At 61.2% G+C, this 14,538-nt stretch carries 18 protein-coding genes; 11 read left to right on the forward strand and 7 right to left on the reverse strand.

From position 1 onward, the window contains the following. Positions 1-30 precede the first annotated feature (30 nt). Positions 31-561 carry a hypothetical protein gene (locus tag VMT30_05355; protein ID HVQ44364.1) on the forward strand — a complete coding sequence of 177 codons (531 nt, stop codon included), beginning with the start codon at positions 31-33 and terminating at the stop codon, positions 559-561. Here the strand turns inward: VMT30_05355 and VMT30_05360 are convergent. Together VMT30_05360 and VMT30_05365 are read right to left on the reverse strand one after the other, a co-directional pair. Continuing rightward, complete coding sequence (locus VMT30_05360; GenBank protein ID HVQ44365.1) at positions 558-1,412, reverse strand: NAD(P)H-hydrate dehydratase; 855 nt, start codon at positions 1,410-1,412, stop codon at positions 558-560. The genes VMT30_05355 and VMT30_05360 overlap by 4 nt on opposite strands. Before the next feature lie 103 nt (positions 1,413-1,515). After that, a complete protein-coding gene (locus VMT30_05365) occupies positions 1,516-2,121 on the reverse strand; it encodes a hypothetical protein (GenBank protein HVQ44366.1) in 606 nt (201 codons plus the stop codon). 135 nt (positions 2,122-2,256) lie between these two features. Between VMT30_05365 and VMT30_05370 the strand changes: the two genes are divergently transcribed. Together VMT30_05370 and VMT30_05375 are read left to right on the forward strand one after the other, a co-directional pair. Then, a complete protein-coding gene (locus VMT30_05370) occupies positions 2,257-3,537 on the forward strand; it encodes an adenylosuccinate synthase (GenBank protein HVQ44367.1) in 1,281 nt (426 codons plus the stop codon). A gap of 20 nt (positions 3,538-3,557) precedes the next feature. Next, positions 3,558-3,980, forward strand: coding sequence for a hypothetical protein (locus VMT30_05375; protein ID HVQ44368.1), 423 nt, complete (start codon positions 3,558-3,560; stop codon positions 3,978-3,980). 61 nt (positions 3,981-4,041) lie between these two features. On the opposite strand, the gene VMT30_05380 is transcribed toward VMT30_05375, so the two are convergent. Continuing rightward, positions 4,042-4,587, reverse strand: a complete 546-nt coding sequence (locus VMT30_05380; protein HVQ44369.1) for a hypothetical protein — start codon at positions 4,585-4,587, stop codon at positions 4,042-4,044. A gap of 90 nt (positions 4,588-4,677) precedes the next feature. Between VMT30_05380 and VMT30_05385 the strand changes: the two genes are divergently transcribed. Beyond that, a complete protein-coding gene (locus VMT30_05385; protein HVQ44370.1) occupies positions 4,678-6,468 on the forward strand; it encodes an FAD-binding oxidoreductase in 1,791 nt (596 codons plus the stop codon). 84 nt (positions 6,469-6,552) lie between these two features. On the opposite strand, the gene VMT30_05390 is transcribed toward VMT30_05385, so the two are convergent. Beyond that, complete coding sequence (locus tag VMT30_05390) at positions 6,553-8,094, reverse strand: HRDC domain-containing protein (protein ID HVQ44371.1); 1,542 nt, start codon at positions 8,092-8,094, stop codon at positions 6,553-6,555. Between the two features lie 62 nt (positions 8,095-8,156). Between VMT30_05390 and VMT30_05395 the strand changes: the two genes are divergently transcribed. The 5 genes from VMT30_05395 to VMT30_05415 all read left to right on the forward strand — a co-directional run bounded on the left by VMT30_05395 (position 8,157) and on the right by VMT30_05415 (position 11,447). Beyond that, on the forward strand, positions 8,157-8,627 hold the full coding sequence (locus VMT30_05395; protein ID HVQ44372.1) for an HAD-IA family hydrolase: 471 nt from the start codon (positions 8,157-8,159) through the stop codon (positions 8,625-8,627). Between the two features lie 97 nt (positions 8,628-8,724). Further along, entirely contained in the window at positions 8,725-9,513 is a 789-nt protein-coding gene (locus tag VMT30_05400) for a hypothetical protein (protein ID HVQ44373.1), read from the forward strand. Between the two features lie 80 nt (positions 9,514-9,593). Then, on the forward strand, positions 9,594-10,217 hold the full coding sequence (locus VMT30_05405) for an HAD-IA family hydrolase (protein HVQ44374.1): 624 nt from the start codon (positions 9,594-9,596) through the stop codon (positions 10,215-10,217). Then, on the forward strand, positions 10,214-10,825 hold the full coding sequence (locus VMT30_05410; GenBank protein HVQ44375.1) for a DNA-3-methyladenine glycosylase 2 family protein: 612 nt from the start codon (positions 10,214-10,216) through the stop codon (positions 10,823-10,825). Before VMT30_05405 ends, VMT30_05410 begins: the two co-directional genes overlap by 4 nt. Positions 10,826-11,054: 229 nt before the next feature. Beyond that, entirely contained in the window at positions 11,055-11,447 is a 393-nt protein-coding gene (locus VMT30_05415) for a hypothetical protein (GenBank protein HVQ44376.1), read from the forward strand. A gap of 126 nt (positions 11,448-11,573) precedes the next feature. On the opposite strand, the gene VMT30_05420 is transcribed toward VMT30_05415, so the two are convergent. Then, positions 11,574-11,855, reverse strand: coding sequence for a hypothetical protein (locus VMT30_05420; GenBank protein ID HVQ44377.1), 282 nt, complete (start codon positions 11,853-11,855; stop codon positions 11,574-11,576). Between the two features lie 36 nt (positions 11,856-11,891). Further along, on the reverse strand, positions 11,892-12,185 hold the full coding sequence (locus VMT30_05425) for a hypothetical protein (protein ID HVQ44378.1): 294 nt from the start codon (positions 12,183-12,185) through the stop codon (positions 11,892-11,894). A gap of 134 nt (positions 12,186-12,319) precedes the next feature. Here VMT30_05425 and VMT30_05430 point away from each other — a divergent pair, with 134 nt between their 5' ends. Beyond that, a complete protein-coding gene (locus tag VMT30_05430) occupies positions 12,320-12,838 on the forward strand; it encodes a sigma-70 family RNA polymerase sigma factor (GenBank protein HVQ44379.1) in 519 nt (172 codons plus the stop codon). Further along, positions 12,835-13,677: a hypothetical protein gene (locus VMT30_05435; GenBank protein HVQ44380.1), complete on the forward strand. Its 843-nt coding sequence runs from the start codon at positions 12,835-12,837 to the stop codon at positions 13,675-13,677. Before VMT30_05430 ends, VMT30_05435 begins: the two co-directional genes overlap by 4 nt. Before the next feature lie 122 nt (positions 13,678-13,799). On the opposite strand, the gene VMT30_05440 is transcribed toward VMT30_05435, so the two are convergent. Beyond that, positions 13,800-14,315, reverse strand: a complete 516-nt coding sequence (locus tag VMT30_05440; GenBank protein HVQ44381.1) for a hypothetical protein — start codon at positions 14,313-14,315, stop codon at positions 13,800-13,802. Positions 14,316-14,538 lie beyond the last annotated feature (223 nt).

Here is a 14,538-nt window from a genome sequence, read left to right on the forward strand (position 1 = left end):
TCGTTCAACGATTGAACAGAAGGGGAGTATATGAACATTCCATCCAAGAAAATCATCATTCCAATGGCTGCGGTCGCTATCTTTAGCGCCGGAGCTTACGGAGTAACCCAAGTCTCGGCCGCCAGCGACTCAGCCAATCCGCAGACCTCGCTCGTCCAGAAAATCGCCGACACGTTCCATCTCGATAAAACCAAAGTCCAGGCCGTGTTTGATCAAAACCGCCAGGACAACCAGGCCAATCACGAAACCAATTACGAGGCGCGCCTCACGCAGGCCGTCACCGACGGTAAGCTCACGAGTGCTCAAAAAGACCTCGTGCTGGCCGAGCACAAAAAGCTTCAGGGCGAAATGGACGCCGCTATGAGCGACGACACTTCAACCTCCAAGACTGACCGCCGCACCGCCATGCAAAAAATCCGCAGCGAAACCCGAGACTGGGCCAAAGCCAACCACATTGACGCCAAATGGCTCATCGGCCCTGGCCGTATACGCGGTGGTCACAGGGGTCCCGGCGGCGGCATGCCCGGCGGCGCCGACAGCCCTGCCGACACCCAAAGCTAGCGCTCCAGGCTCCGCCAGGCCTCCGGCAGATACGCGATCACATCCGAGGCCACCATTCCGGCCTCGGTTTTCGCTGTTCGCGCGCTGTCGCCGGCTAGCCCGTGCAGGTACACGCCGGCCTCGGCAGCCTGCGCCGCGTCCACGCCCTGCGCCAGCAACCCGGCAATGATGCCGGTCAATACGTCGCCCGTGCCCGCCGTCGCTAGCCCCGGGTTGCCCGTGGTATTTTCGCGCACCGTACCATCGGGCCGGGCGATGAGGCTATGGTGGCCTTTGAGCACCACGATGAGTCCGGAGCGCTGCGCAAAGTCCGCCACCGCTCGCTTAATTTCATTCCGAGCAGCGGGCAATGTGCTGTCGGTCAACTTTTCGTACTCACCCGTGTGCGGTGTCGCGATGATGCCGGGGCTCGCTCGCGCTAGTTCACCCAGCGCCGAAATATGGCCTCGGTAGGCCAAAAGGCCGCCGGCATCGAGCACCACCGGCACGCGCACCACCGGCACCAGCGCGCGGCACAGCGGCGCCGCCTCAGCGCGCAGGCCTGGGCCCACCACCACGGCCGTCACGCGCCGCGCGGCCGCAAACTCGGCCGCCGTCCGCGCCGTCTCAGCCGGGTCCGCCGGCAGCGTCAGCGTCATGATCTCGCGCACCCGGCGCTCCAGCCTGTCGGTTACATGAGCCGCCGCCGCAATCGTCACCAGCCCCGCGCCCGCCCGCAGCGCGGCCTCGCCGGCGAGCAGCGGCGCACCCACCATCCCCGGGGACCCGCCTACCACCAGTACATGGCCAAAATCGTATTTGTTGACCCCGGTGGGCCGGTGTAGGAGCCGTCGCACAAGTTCATCATTCATACTTCCATCATAAACCCATACCCAGCACGACCCCCAAAAAAAAGCAGCGGTGGCCCTCCCGGCGACATAGCACGGGGAGGGCCACCACATCGGTGACCAGGACTCAGGTATCGAGAAAAGCGTCGAACGCCTCCCGCCTGACGGACAGATCCGGAACCTGTGGATCCGGCTCCGTTTTCCAGGTAGTGCCCGACCAACTCCAGGCTAAGAGATTACCCGGTAAGGTGAGCTTCACCGCGCCACTTGGCATCTTCAGCAGAAGCCGCCGGTTGCCGGAGAAGACGACCATCCAGTCGTTGCCGGGACCATCCCGCTGGGCGAAGGAACTTGGCACGTCCGCCGGATTTGCCTTGCCGGAATGCACCGGCACTACCGCGTACACGCCTTTCTGGCCCTTCAGGCTGGCGAAGCAGTAGTCGGTCTGACCGCGGCAGCTCTGCGGCAGGTTGGTCGGCTTCAGCGCCTTCAGCTGCTGTCCGCAGACTTTGGCGGCGAAATTCGCCACCGTCTCCCCGCGTGGGGCGGTGGTGGTGGGTTGGCCACACTCGACGGGCGCACTGGACCCCTTGCCGCTACCGATCTGGGGAAGGTTCTGGAAAAGCAGCCACGCGACCAAGGCCACAACTGCTGCCGGCGCCCCCAACCCCACTATGAGGCCCCTGAGCGAGCTGCCGAGCCCGTTACCGATAGAGCCATCTGGATTGGTCATAGTTCTTCCAGCCTCTCTGGATAGACGCATAGGACAAAGCTTATTATCCAAATATATAAACCATTTGTCAATCATCGCCCGCCCGCCGGCCCGGCGCAGTCGCCATATCTGGCCCGCCCCTGTACAATGAAAATAATGAAACATTCCGAAGTCATAGCGGTTATCGGTGGTCAGTGGGGTGATGAGGGCAAGGGCAAGATCGTCGATTATCTTGCCACTACCGCCGACGTCGTCATTCGCTCTCAAGGCGGCGATAATGCCGGCCACACCGTTATCAACGACCATGGCAAATTTGGTCTCCACCTCGTACCGGCCGGCATTTTTAACCCCCGCACCCTCAACATCATCGGCGCCGGCGTAGCGCTCAATCCCAAAACGCTCATGAAAGAAATTGCCGAGCTCACGCAGCGCGGCGTGTCGTTCGACAATCTCGTCATTAGTCCCAAATCCCACTTGGCCTTCGAGTACCACCGGTTCATCGACTCGCACCAAGAAGCCGCCCGCGGCGCCAAGCGCATCGACACCACCAAGCGCGGCATCGGCCCCACCTACATGGACAAGGCCGAACGCATCGGCTTGCACGCTCGCATGCTGCTCTACCCCGACCGCCTGCTGGCCGAACTCGACGATATTTTGGCTTCCAAAAGGGCCAAACTCGGCGTCGACAACGAGGTGCTCCACGCCGACTACTACGCCGAATTTGTACACGAGGCCGCGGCCACGCTCAGGCCGTTTATTCGCGACACCGAGGTCCTCGTAGAGGAGCACCTGCACAAGGGCAGCCGTTTTGTGCTCGAAGGCGCCCATGGCACACTGCTCGACCTCGACCACGGCACCTACCCGATGGTCACCGCTTCCAACTCCACCGCCGGCGGGTTGCTCGTGGGCGCCGGCATGCCACCGCTCGCACTCACCAAGGTTATTGGCATCTTCAAGGCCTACCAAACCCGCGTGGGCGCCGGCGGCATGCCCACCGAGCTGCACGACGACCTCGCCACCACCATTCGCGAGCGCGGCCAAGAATTCGGCACCACCACCGGCCGCCCCCGCCGCATCGGCTACTTCGACGGCGTAGCCGCCCGCTACGCCCACCGCCTCAACGGCTTCACCGACATCGCGCTCACCAAAGTCGATACGTTGGCGGATCTCGGCGAGCTCAAAATCGCCACCGGCTACGAAGATGCCGCCGGCGCTGCCAGCCAGTTCCAGACCGAGGCCGATCTATTGGCCAATTGCCATGCCCGCTACCAAACCTTTCCCGGCTGGACCACCGCCGATCTCGCAGGGGTCACTTCCTATGATGCCCTCCCCGAAAGCCTCAAAGCCTACTGCGCGGCCATCACCGCCACAATGCCCGGTGCCCGGTTGAGCTTTGTGGGGGTTGGCCGGTCTCGCGAACAGCTCATTCGGCTCTAAAATATGTCATAATACCGGTTATGAAATCTACCTTCCAACATTGGTTCAGACGCAATCGGCTGTCGGTCATTCTACCCGCGGTCGGGCTCGTAATAGCTGCTGTGTTGATCGCCGTCACGTACCGTCCCCCCGAACCCCGGGTAATCACCGGCCGTCCGCCGGCTTCAACCCCCGCCGGCCAGCAGACCATAACCGTGGTCGGCCAGTCGCTCTGCCTGCCGCACACCAACACCACCGGTCCCCAGACCGACGAATGCGCCTACGGGCTCAAAGACGACACGGGCGTATACTACGCGCTGCACGACACCACTACTGGCAGTTCGCTCATCAGCAAAGCCGGTTTTGGCAAGCGCGTCCGCGTCACCGGCACCTACAAAGCTCAGACCAGCGCCACCTATCCCATTATCGGTATCATCACCCTGACCGCCGTCGAACCCGAGTGACTTACTCAGCGCAAGGTCCTGGCGGCCCTCCCGTGACAGGAGGGCCGCCCCACAAGCAGCCTCAGGTGATCTGGCGGAAGAACACGTCGAAGTCATTCCGCACAGTAGTGACCCCCTGAAGCTTCGGGGGTGAGCTCGGGACCCACGCCGTGCCGCTCCATCGCCAGACCCGGATCGTTCCCGGGGTAAGTGGCGCCCTTCCGGATGGTGCCCTCACGAGGTAACTTGTCGTCCCGAGGGCTACGATCCAGTCGACGGTACCGATGCGTTGCACAAAATACTGCGGCACGACCGTCAGATCGACTCTCGTAGCGTTCGCTGGTACTACCGCGAAGACCGCCTTGAATCCCGTCATGTCCGGGAAGCAGTAGGTCGTCGCGGGGGCAAGCGTGCCGTCCCCCAGGGTCACGCAGCTGTTTCGCAGCTTGCGCCCCGGATTCGTCCGCGGCGTTACCGCTAGCTTCGCCCGGGGCGTGCCGCAGTAGCGCGTAGCCACATCACCCACGAGAGCTGGTGCATGCACCGTGGCCTTGCCACAGGTGATAGCCGAGTTTTGGTCGCTGCCTCCTCGGTTCAGTGCCGCGTAAGTGCTGGCGAGCAGTAGCACAACGACCAGTACGACTCTGGAGCGCCTTCCACGGCTGGCCCTCCTTGCAGCCCTTGGCCGGGTCCAGTCGAAATCTGGGTCGTCTCCAAAGTGGAAGCGAACGCGACCACCATCGTCACCCATGCCATCTCCTTGCGCGTGCGCGGATTGGACATCCAACATCGTACTACAGCCATCCGCCTGCCTCTAGCCAGACAGTTCGCCACGGATTATGCTTATGGTATGAATATCAAAGACGACCTTTCGCGTCTCATCAGCGGCGAACTCGAAGACGCGCCCGCCACGCTCGAAACCTATTCCCACGACGCCAGCCTCTTTGAGGTCAAGCCGCAGCTCGTGGTCTACCCCAAAGACTCAGCCGACGTCAGAGCCCTCGTTAAATACGCCAAAGAGCACAAAACTAAACTCGCCAACCTCTCGCTCACCGCCCGCAGCGCCGGCACCGACATGTCCGGCGGCGCGGTCAACGACTCCATCATCGCCGACTTCAACCGCCACTTTACGGCTATCACCGAAATTACGCCCACCGAAGGCCACGCCCAGCCCGGCGTGTTTTACCGCGACTTCGAAAAAGCCACCTTCGAGCACGGCGCGCTCATGCCCAGCTATCCGGCCAGCCGCGATCTCTGCACCATCGGCGGCATGGTCAACAACAACTCCGGCGGCGAAAAATCCCTCGAATTCGGCAAAACCGAGAATTTCGTCAAGCAGCTCAAGGTCGTGCTGGCCGACGGCAACGAATACACCATCGGCCCGCTCACTCGGGCCCAGCTCGACGTCAAAATGCAGCTAAGCACCTTCGAAGGCGAGATCTATCGCAAAACCTTCGCGCTGGTCGACAAGCATTACGACGCCATCAAAGCCGCCAAGCCGCACGTCACCAAGAACTCCACCGGCTACAATCTCTGGGACGTCTGGGACCGCGACACCGGCATCTTCGACCTCACCAAACTCATCGTCGGCGCTCAGGGCACGCTCGGTTTCACCACCGATATCAAATTCCGGCTCGTGCCGCACCGCCCCCACTCCGGGGTGCTCGTGGTCTTCTTGCGTGACATCGACCGCCTCGGCGAGCTCATCAATGTGGTAATGAAACACCACCCCGCCACCTTCGAATCGTTCGACGACGTCACGCTCATGCTCTCGATCAAATTCATGCCGTATTTTCTCCAAATGCTCGGTCTAAAAAAGTTTATTCATCTCATTATTGGCCTCATTCCCGAGGGCTTTTTGCTGCTGCGCGGCATTCCCAAGCTCATCTTAATGATCGAATTCAACGGCGAAACGGCCGATGAGGTACGCGAAAAAGTGAAGGCCCTCGACAAAGAGCTCTTTACCAAGCGTGCCGTGTACGAAATCGAAGGAACCGAAGAAGACCCTACCGAGTCCCAAGCCGAAAAATTCTGGGTAATGCGCCGCCAAAGCTTCCAGATCTTGCGCAAAAAAGTCAAAGACAAGCACACAGCGCCGTTCATCGATGACCTTGTGGTAAACCCCGAATACCTACCGGAATTTCTGCCCCAAATGCGCAAAATCATCAAAAAATACCATCTCTTTGCCACCATCGCCGGCCACATGGGCGACGGCAACTTCCACATCATCCCCCTCATGAAAATCGAAGACCCCAAGGAGCTCGCCAAACTCCGCCCCGCCATGACCGAAACCAACGAACTCGTTCTCAAATACCACGGCGTGCTCTCGGGCGAACACAACGACGGCATGATCCGCGGCCCCTGGCTCCAGCGCAGCTACGGCGATGAAGTGTATGGCTACTTCAAAGAGGTCAAGAATATTTTCGACCCTCAAGGCATCTTCAACCCGCACAAAAAAGCCGACGCCGATTGGGAGTGGACCATGAGCCACATTCGACAGAGCTTTTAACTATCCGGCCCCACTACTTCCTCCAAATTACCTCCCAAAAAGGTACTACCCAAAAGGGAGGTAATTTCGCGATAGCTCCATATGCTAGGAATCTTGGCCGCCCTTCTCGGCCACCACGCGCAAAATTCCCGCCCCGTACGTCTCCACCTTCTTCGCGCCAAATCCCGGCACTCGCAGCAGCTCCTGCTCGCTGGCCGGCTTGCGTGCCGCCAGCTCCGCCAACGTCTTGTCGTGCGCGATGATGTACGCCGGCATGCCCAGCTCCCGTGCCTGCTCAGCCCGCCACGCCCGCAGCGCCTCAAACAGCCCCGGGTCGGCCGCCGTCGCCATCACATCTTTCACCTCGTCGGGCTTCCAGGCCGCAATCTGAGTCGCAAACTCGGTCCGCGCCCGCTCGCTGGCGGTCCGCAAATCCGCGTCGATCTGCTTCGCCAGCGGGCTCACCCGCAGCGCCATGCCGTTGAGGCCGTCGAGCCGCAAATGCTCCAGGCTGCGTACCCGCGACAGCGCCACGTACCCCATGCCCTCAACAAACGCCCGACTCAAATCAATCCGCGCCGCATCCAGCGTCATGCCCTGGCTTTTGTGCACCGTAATCGCCCACGCCAGCCGCAGCGGCAGCTGCTCCAGGCTGGCCCGCCGTTTGTCGCCGTCCATGAGCTCCCAGGTTTCCGGTCGCACCGTCAGTGTCCGCCCCGACACGAGCTCCACCACCGGATAATCCATGCGCTCTTCAAAACCCACCACCGTGCCCAGCGACCCATTCGCAAACGACCGGTCCTGCGCATTCTTAATGAACATCACCCGCGCCGCCAATTTGAGCTCCAGTATCGCCGGCGCCAGGCACGACCGTTGCAGCTGCTCCACGTAATTTTTGCCCCCGTGCGTCCCCATGTCGTAGCGGTGCACCTCGCCCGCCAGGCCGCGCAGCTCGGCCGCGTTCACGCTGTCCACATCCACATTCACCGTCAGTAGCCGTGTCTGCTCGGCGGCCGCGTCGTGGCTGCCGTCGCGCGCCCGCAACGTATCGAGCTGTCCGCGTGTGAGCACGCCGGCCCGGATCCCGTTCAAAATGGCCGTGTACGCCTCGTCTTCAGTTTGCCGATATTGTTTTTCCAGATAGCACACCGCAAACCCGGCCCGCTGCCACGCCTCCGACAAAATCACAAATCCGCCCTCCCGACCATCGCGCCGATTCACCGGCGGCAACTGGAAAAAGTCCCCACACAAAATCACCTGCAACCCCCCGAACGGCGCCTCGCTTTCGCGCACCGTCCGCAGCGCCTCATCCACCATATCCAGCCGAAAATCGTGCAGCATACTAATCTCGTCGATCACAAGCACGTCCGCCCGCCGCATCAAATCCTGCCGCGACTGCGCCAATTTGCCCGCCATGTGCCGGTCAAAATAATCATGCACCCCAATGCCCGACCACGCGTGAATCGTGGTGCCGTGCAAATGCGTCGCCGCCAGCCCCGTGGTCGCCGTCACCGCCACGCTCAATCCTCGCCGCTTGGCGCGCCGAATAAACTCGTTGAGCACATACGTCTTGCCCGTACCCGCCGCGCCCGTCAGCAGCGCCGATTGCCCAGACTCCAAAATCGCCAACGCCTCACTCTGTGTCATGAGCACCATTGTAGCACGCTAGTTCGGCTTTTGTTCACATACAATGCGAGTATAATACCCTCATGAACATCATCGCTCTCGTCATCGATTTCTCGCGAGTCCTCATTTTCACCAAAACCGCCGACGTGGCGAGCCTCAACCGCCACCACGCCGAGCTCGAAGCGACGCCCGGCTACCGGGTAGGGGAGCATTTTTACCTCAACATCGAGCTGCTCGAGTACCTTCGTGGGCTGTCAGCCTACGTGCCGACCTACCTCTTCACGAGCGGCGGCCTTCACGCCCTGCCCGAGTTTGCGCCGGCACTCGAAGGCATTTTTCGCGACATCATCACCACCGACGAAATCGGCTACGGCAAAACCAAACCCGAAGCCTACCTCGCCCTAGCTTACCGTCTGAGCTACACGCCGAGTCAGATTCTCTTCATCGACGACAGCCCGGCCAACATCCAAGCTGCCAAAACCGCCGGCTTCGTCGCCGTCCAATACCAGTCAAACGCGGCCACCATCAAATTGCTCGACAGCGCCCGACGCTGAAATTGACAGAATGAGGTCAAAAAGTTATAATATGCCTCGGTTCAACCCCGAACATTGAGTACTCACATACCTATCCGTTCTAGCGAAAGGTCATGCCATGATCGACGCTCGTCGTACCACCCCACCCGTCCCCGCCGCCATGATGCGGCACCTCGTGCTCACCCCCGACCAGATGCAGTGGGAATTCCCCTGCAGCATCATCCTGGTTGTTGCCAGCGGTGGCGCCCACGAGGTTCGTTTGAGCCTCTACGCCCCCGGGCTCAAGCACGAGGCCAGTCTGCGCCAGACGGTCGCCGACAAGCTCGGCAACCTCATCCTGGGCCTCAACCCGGAGTGGGTCTACGAGGTGAAGCTGGAAGGCGTCGAGGTCGTCGTCGCGATCGACAACCCCGCCTTCCTCGGGGACGAGACCATCGACCTCATCCTGGGCCCGGTAGTCCTCATCCTCCGGGCCCTCGCCATCTGCGAGGGCCGGCCGCTGTTCACGGTCCGCAACCACCAGCGGCTCGTGCCGGTGGACTGCGGTGTCGGCAACGACTACAAGGTCCCCACCTTCGAGCTCAAGCTCCCGCTGGAGATCGAGCTCGCCGGCGCCCAGGACGACCTCACCAAGGTCGCTAAGCGGTGCCCGGGCGCCGTGGCCCTCGACACCCTGGTCCTGGGCGGGGCCCGCAAGCTCGTGGTCACGTTCGACGCCATGAAGCCTCGCCCGTCCGAGCAGGACCTGCGGCGCCTGGTCGTGAGCTTGCTCGCCAGCATCGCCGAGAAGGCCAGCACGCAACACCCCAACCTGGTGCTCCAGCCGGCCCGCCCCTACACCGTCGAGATCGACGACGGCGGCCCCAGCCGTTTCGACGAGCGCCAGATGTTCGGCCAGGAGTTCTGAACCACCCCGTCCCGGCGCCGCGACCCTTCGCGGCGCCGGGACGGTTTTGCGTTTAGAGCAATTAAGTATATATTCCTAAGATGAAAGCCATCATCTTTGATTTTGACGGAACGATTGCCGATAGCTTCGATATGTTTATAGAAGTGATGATGGTGCTGTTACGGCGCACACAACCACTAACGGCAGCCCAAATCGAAGACCTGCGCCAATCCTCCACCCGAGAGGTTATTAAAAAGCTCGGCATCAAACCCTGGCAGATACCACGACTCATGCTGAAGGGACGACGTGAAATGAGCGCCAGAATGGAGCGGGTGCAGGCCTTCGATGGCCTCCCGGAGGCTCTTCGGGAGCTATCGTCGCAATACTCCCTGTATATTCTCAGTACCAATAGTGAAGAAAACATTGCTACCTTCCTGAAGAAATATCAGCTAGGTAATAATATCGACCGGATTTATGGCAATATCGGCTTAATGGGTAAGGCCAAGGGTCTGAAAAAATTACCCCAACAAGCGTCGCTCGATAGAGCCGACTGTGTCTACGTAGGGGACGAAACTCGCGACATCGAAGCCGCGCGCCAGGCCGGCATGAGCTGCATTGCCGTTGGGTGGGGCTATAACGGCGCAGAGGCGTTGCGGTCTTTTGCGCCGGACGCCCTGGCCGAAACACCTGGAGCGCTGCTCGAAATTATTCGGGGATTGAAATGACCACACCCGCCCAAATCGCCGCCGCCGAGGCCGAGCTCCAGCGGCTCGATCCAGTGCTCGGCGCCGTCATCGCCACGCAGGCCCCGCTCAACCGCCTCCGCGCAGGCGCCTATTTCGGCAACCTCGTTCGCTCCATTGTGAGCCAGCAAATCTCCGTGGCCGCCTCCGCCTCCATCCTCGCCCGCATCCAAGCCGCCACCGACCTCGACCCCGCCCGAGTCATCGCGATGAGTCCCGACGACCTCCGCGCGCTCGGCCTCTCGCGCTCCAAAGCCGGCTACATCCACGACCTCGCCGAGCACTTTGTGCGCGACGCCGCCGTCTTCGACCACCTTGACCAGCTGCCCGACGAAGCCGTAATAGACGAACTCGTGGGCGTCAAAGGCATCGGCGTCTGGACCGCCCAAATGTTCCTCATGTTCACCCTCGGCCGTCTCGACGTCTTCGCCCCCGACGACGTCGGCCTCCAGCGCGCCATCGTCCGCCTCTACGGCCTCGCCGCCGTCCCACCCCGCGCCGAGCTCGACCGCCTCGCCGACGCCTGGCGGCCGTATCGCACGGTGGCGTCTTGGCATTTGTGGGAGTCGCTGCGCAATACGCCGGCGTGACCCCCAAACCTGAGTTTCAAAACTTCCGGAATTTTCCTCGCCCCGACGAGCCCATTCGCATGCATAGGGAAAAAATGACAAAAAATGTCAAAAATCACCGAGCCATCCGAAGTGAGGCTGGGGTTTTGAGACTCAGGGTCCCCAAAACTTGCTTTATTTCATAGTATATTATATACTATGTATTAGTAATTTGCCCTACGAATTACCACCACCCCGATCAAGGAGTGTCATGAGTACCGTTAGCGACAGCATTGCGGCAGCGAACGCGGCCCAGGAGGTTAGCTCCCAAGAGGCCCTCCTCGCCGACGCCCGCCAAACGGCCGAGCATCTCAAGAAGGTGCAGAACGAGGTCGCGCGCGCCGGAAGGCCTTGCCAGGTCGACGGCATCCCCGGCGAGCCCGTGGTGGTCTGGAGTCTCCTCGACTCCGACCTCATGGCTCACGCCACCGGTCTCACGGAAGATGGCATACTGGTCCGGTCGTATCTGAGGTCGACCATCGCAGGTTGGCTCACCGGCCGCGACACCTGGTCACCCTACCGCGTCCTCGACGTGACAACCCTGCCCTCCGAGGAGCGCATCGCGCTCCATACCCAACTCCAGCGGATCCGCGACCACCACTAACTACCCGCCCACCGATCGCGCCCTTCCTTTTTCAGCCACAAAAGGATAGGCCCCCGACCGCAGCGGCCGGCGGGGGCCTATCTGTCAGTCGAGGGCATGAATGGGCCGTTGAACTTCGCCGATCGGCTACTCCACTAGAGTACCCAGCCAGGCACAAAAGTTCAAAAACCACAGCTTGGGTCGGGCCCAGATGGGCACCATCAGGTTCATGATGGTCAAGGCGCCGGGCGTTTCGGGGTTGGCTTCAACGAATGTTGTTGCCGCCTGCCTCAGGCGAGAGTAGCTCAGGCGCCGGCCGGCGGTGGCGTCCAGCAGCGGCGCTAAATCAGCATCGGGGCCGACCACCAGGCCGACGCAACGGCGCATCCATCGTGCGCTCAGCGTCTTCACCGTTGCGGGCCTCGCCATGATCATTACCTCACGTCCTCTCGGGGTGCGATCGTGTCAGTCTGAGTGCGGCAATCCCAATTTGTCACGGAGCTCCCAGGATGGGAGTGCGTGGTCGATCCGGACTCCGGTCGCGTCGGGATTGACCGCCACGCCATAAGACTCGCGGTCCGACGGCCAGTCACGGTGTCGCACGAGCCAGTGGGTCGGGCAGGGCTCAGAGCCGGATCGGTAGCCCGGCGGGTAGTCGCGAGTGACCTCCACCACGTTCATGCCCGCAGGGGGCGTGGACATGTGGTTGGCAAGCAGAACCTTGACGTCTTCTGCCTTGACGCCTTCTGCGCCGATCATAGCTGCCTCCAGAGGCGTAGCTGGACGTGAACCGCGCTACGATACCATCGTTTACATAGAATGTAAATCTCACGATCCGCCAGCATTATATGATAAACCCGTAACCTTTCGCCACCCCCATGCATATACCAAGTATGAAACAGAACGAACCAGAGCTCATCGCTCACATATTGGACGGCGACGAAGAGGCCTACGGGGCGCTCATCGACCGTTACAAAGAAGGATTGTACCGTCACTGTTTCCGACTCATGCGCGACGAGGATGAAGCCGAAGATGTCGCTCACGAAGCGTTCATCGAAGCCTTTGTCCATCTCGACCGCTACGACTCTCGGTTCCGCTTCAGCACCTGGCTCTACAAAATCGCCACCAACCTGGCCCTCATGCGCCTGCGCAAGCGCCGCGATGTCCGCCTGGACGACGACGAGCTCGAGCGAGTAGTGAGCGATCTCCCCGGCGCCGAAGACCTGGCCTTCTACCAGCAACTCCACGACGCCGTCGGCGCTCTGCCTCTGCAATACCGCACCGTGGTCTCCATGCACTACTGGCAGGGCAAAACCTACCGCGAGATCGCTCTCCATATGGGCACCTCGGTCGGCTCAGTGAAGGGCTGGATGAGCCGCGCCAAAAAACAACTAAAGGAGGTGCTCTCATGAGCCATCACAACACCCGCACGGCGCCGCTCTCGGAGCCCCGCCGCCCCCTCCGCGCCGACTTTACCGCCCGCATCGTGCGCCACGCCATTACCGCCAAGCGGCGGGCCGTCTCCAAGCAACAACTCCTAACCTTCTTAAAGGAACCCCTCTCCATGAAATCCGTAACATTCCTCCGCACCGCCCCAGGCGCCGTGCTAGCCTTGGCCATCATCGCCACCGGCACCACCGGAGCCTACGCGCTGAATAACTGGTTTAACGGCGATGTTACCGTTAAGCAAACCGCCTCGGTTTTCTCGGTCGATCTCTCGCAATGCAAGGGCAGCCTGCCTCCAGGCGTCGACAGTCCCGACCGCAGCCACGTGCAGTTTAAGATCTTGGACGACCCGCACATTTCCGCAGACCAGCTCCAGCATCAACTGCTGGCCGAGTGCGAGTACGACGCCGTGGTGGATTTCTACCGCCAAAACCATGCTACCGCAGCTGCCGATACGCACATCGGCACCATCAAGTCGATCGACGGAAGCACGGTCACGTTCGACTACCCCTGGGGCGGTCAGCTAAACCAAAAATCCCTCGCTCTCACCGCCGGCACCACCTTCTACCGCCAGGGTAACGCCGTGTCCGCCCAAGACCTACATGCCGGCGATCATGTCGTCTTCGTCACTGCCAGCCCCGGCTACGTCCAAGAGGGGACCGACCCCCTGGCCGGTGCGAGCGAGGTCATGAGCGTCTTCAAAACTCAGTCCGACCCCGCCGACGCTCCCGATTCCACCAAAAAAGGCTTCTACGACGACAACCACATCATGCCGCTGGACCTGTACAACCAGATCCACAAATAGCCAGTTCCCTGCTACCCAAAAAAACAGAAAGCCCCATCCGGGAGACTCTCCGCCGCGCGAGCGCAGACTTCGAGTTCCCGGATGGGGGCACCTCCTTGTCGAAGGGATGAGGGGACGTTCACTTACACGAAACGGCTGAGGACGCCGCTAGCCCCCAGAAGCAACACCAGGGCGACGCCGCAAGCGAGCGCTCGGGCTCGACTCATGACCGAGGGGTCCTGCCAGGCGTCAGGGTCCCTCGGCCTCATGATTCGCCAAGCGGCGATGATGACAAGTGCCGCGAGGACGGGCCGTACTACTATGGTGGGAAGGTGGGCATGTGCCGCCACCGTGCCGAAACCGTAGACGGCGGCGACGCAAACGGCCGCAGCCATGAGCGCACCGTCGCGCTCATTCAAGCCATCGCAGACGGCCGTTAGCGCCCTGTCGCCGTCCGACCGCCCGAACGGGATGAGGTTGAAGGCACCTACCGCCAGGTTCATCCCGGCAAAGAGCTTGCCGTTGGCATCGCCCGCATGGCCGGCCTGCCACGCCAATCCGCCTATCGCGAGCCCGAAGCTCGTGAGCGAACCCGAGAAAAACAGCACAAACTGCTCCCAGTCGGACCGGTACTCAATCCGTTCCGGGTCGAGAGGCACGGTAACAGCCCCAAAGCCGGCGAAATAGATCACCGCCCGGGAGCCGATCCAGCGGTAGGCCAGCCAATGAGCCAGCTCATGAGCTATAGCCCTCTCAAAACAAAACCGTCATAAACCATATTTAAACAGCCTTCCGGCAATATAGCCGGTAAAGGCCTTTTTTGTGTCTTCAAAGGTAGAACGCTGAATATTGGCTACAGCTTGCTTGGTGGTGTTCCAAACA

This window comes from Candidatus Saccharimonadia bacterium (assembly GCA_035544015.1).
Taxonomy (GTDB): Bacteria; Patescibacteriota; Saccharimonadia; order UBA4664; family UBA4664; genus UBA5169.

Excerpts from the sequence above, each read along its gene's own strand:
- VMT30_05410 (HVQ44375.1), top strand. The coding sequence starts at position 10,214 with ATGACCACACCCGCCCAAATCGCCGCCGCCGAGGCCGAGCTCCAGCGG.
- VMT30_05365 (HVQ44366.1), bottom strand. The coding sequence starts at position 2,121 with ATGACCAATCCAGATGGCTCTATCGGTAACGGGCTCGGCAGCTCGCTC.
- VMT30_05370 (HVQ44367.1), top strand. The coding sequence starts at position 2,257 with ATGAAACATTCCGAAGTCATAGCGGTTATCGGTGGTCAGTGGGGTGAT.
- VMT30_05425 (HVQ44378.1), bottom strand. The coding sequence starts at position 12,185 with ATGATCGGCGCAGAAGGCGTCAAGGCAGAAGACGTCAAGGTTCTGCTT.
- VMT30_05400 (HVQ44373.1), top strand. The coding sequence starts at position 8,725 with ATGATCGACGCTCGTCGTACCACCCCACCCGTCCCCGCCGCCATGATG.
- VMT30_05415 (HVQ44376.1), top strand. The coding sequence starts at position 11,055 with ATGAGTACCGTTAGCGACAGCATTGCGGCAGCGAACGCGGCCCAGGAG.
- VMT30_05405 (HVQ44374.1), top strand. The coding sequence starts at position 9,594 with ATGAAAGCCATCATCTTTGATTTTGACGGAACGATTGCCGATAGCTTC.
- VMT30_05375 (HVQ44368.1), top strand. The coding sequence starts at position 3,558 with ATGAAATCTACCTTCCAACATTGGTTCAGACGCAATCGGCTGTCGGTC.
- VMT30_05435 (HVQ44380.1), top strand. The coding sequence starts at position 12,835 with ATGAGCCATCACAACACCCGCACGGCGCCGCTCTCGGAGCCCCGCCGC.
- VMT30_05430 (HVQ44379.1), top strand. The coding sequence starts at position 12,320 with ATGAAACAGAACGAACCAGAGCTCATCGCTCACATATTGGACGGCGAC.
- VMT30_05390 (HVQ44371.1), bottom strand. The coding sequence starts at position 8,094 with ATGACACAGAGTGAGGCGTTGGCGATTTTGGAGTCTGGGCAATCGGCG.
- VMT30_05360 (HVQ44365.1), bottom strand. The coding sequence starts at position 1,412 with ATGAATGATGAACTTGTGCGACGGCTCCTACACCGGCCCACCGGGGTC.
- VMT30_05420 (HVQ44377.1), bottom strand. The coding sequence starts at position 11,855 with ATGGCGAGGCCCGCAACGGTGAAGACGCTGAGCGCACGATGGATGCGC.
- VMT30_05395 (HVQ44372.1), top strand. The coding sequence starts at position 8,157 with ATGAACATCATCGCTCTCGTCATCGATTTCTCGCGAGTCCTCATTTTC.
- VMT30_05355 (HVQ44364.1), top strand. The coding sequence starts at position 31 with ATGAACATTCCATCCAAGAAAATCATCATTCCAATGGCTGCGGTCGCT.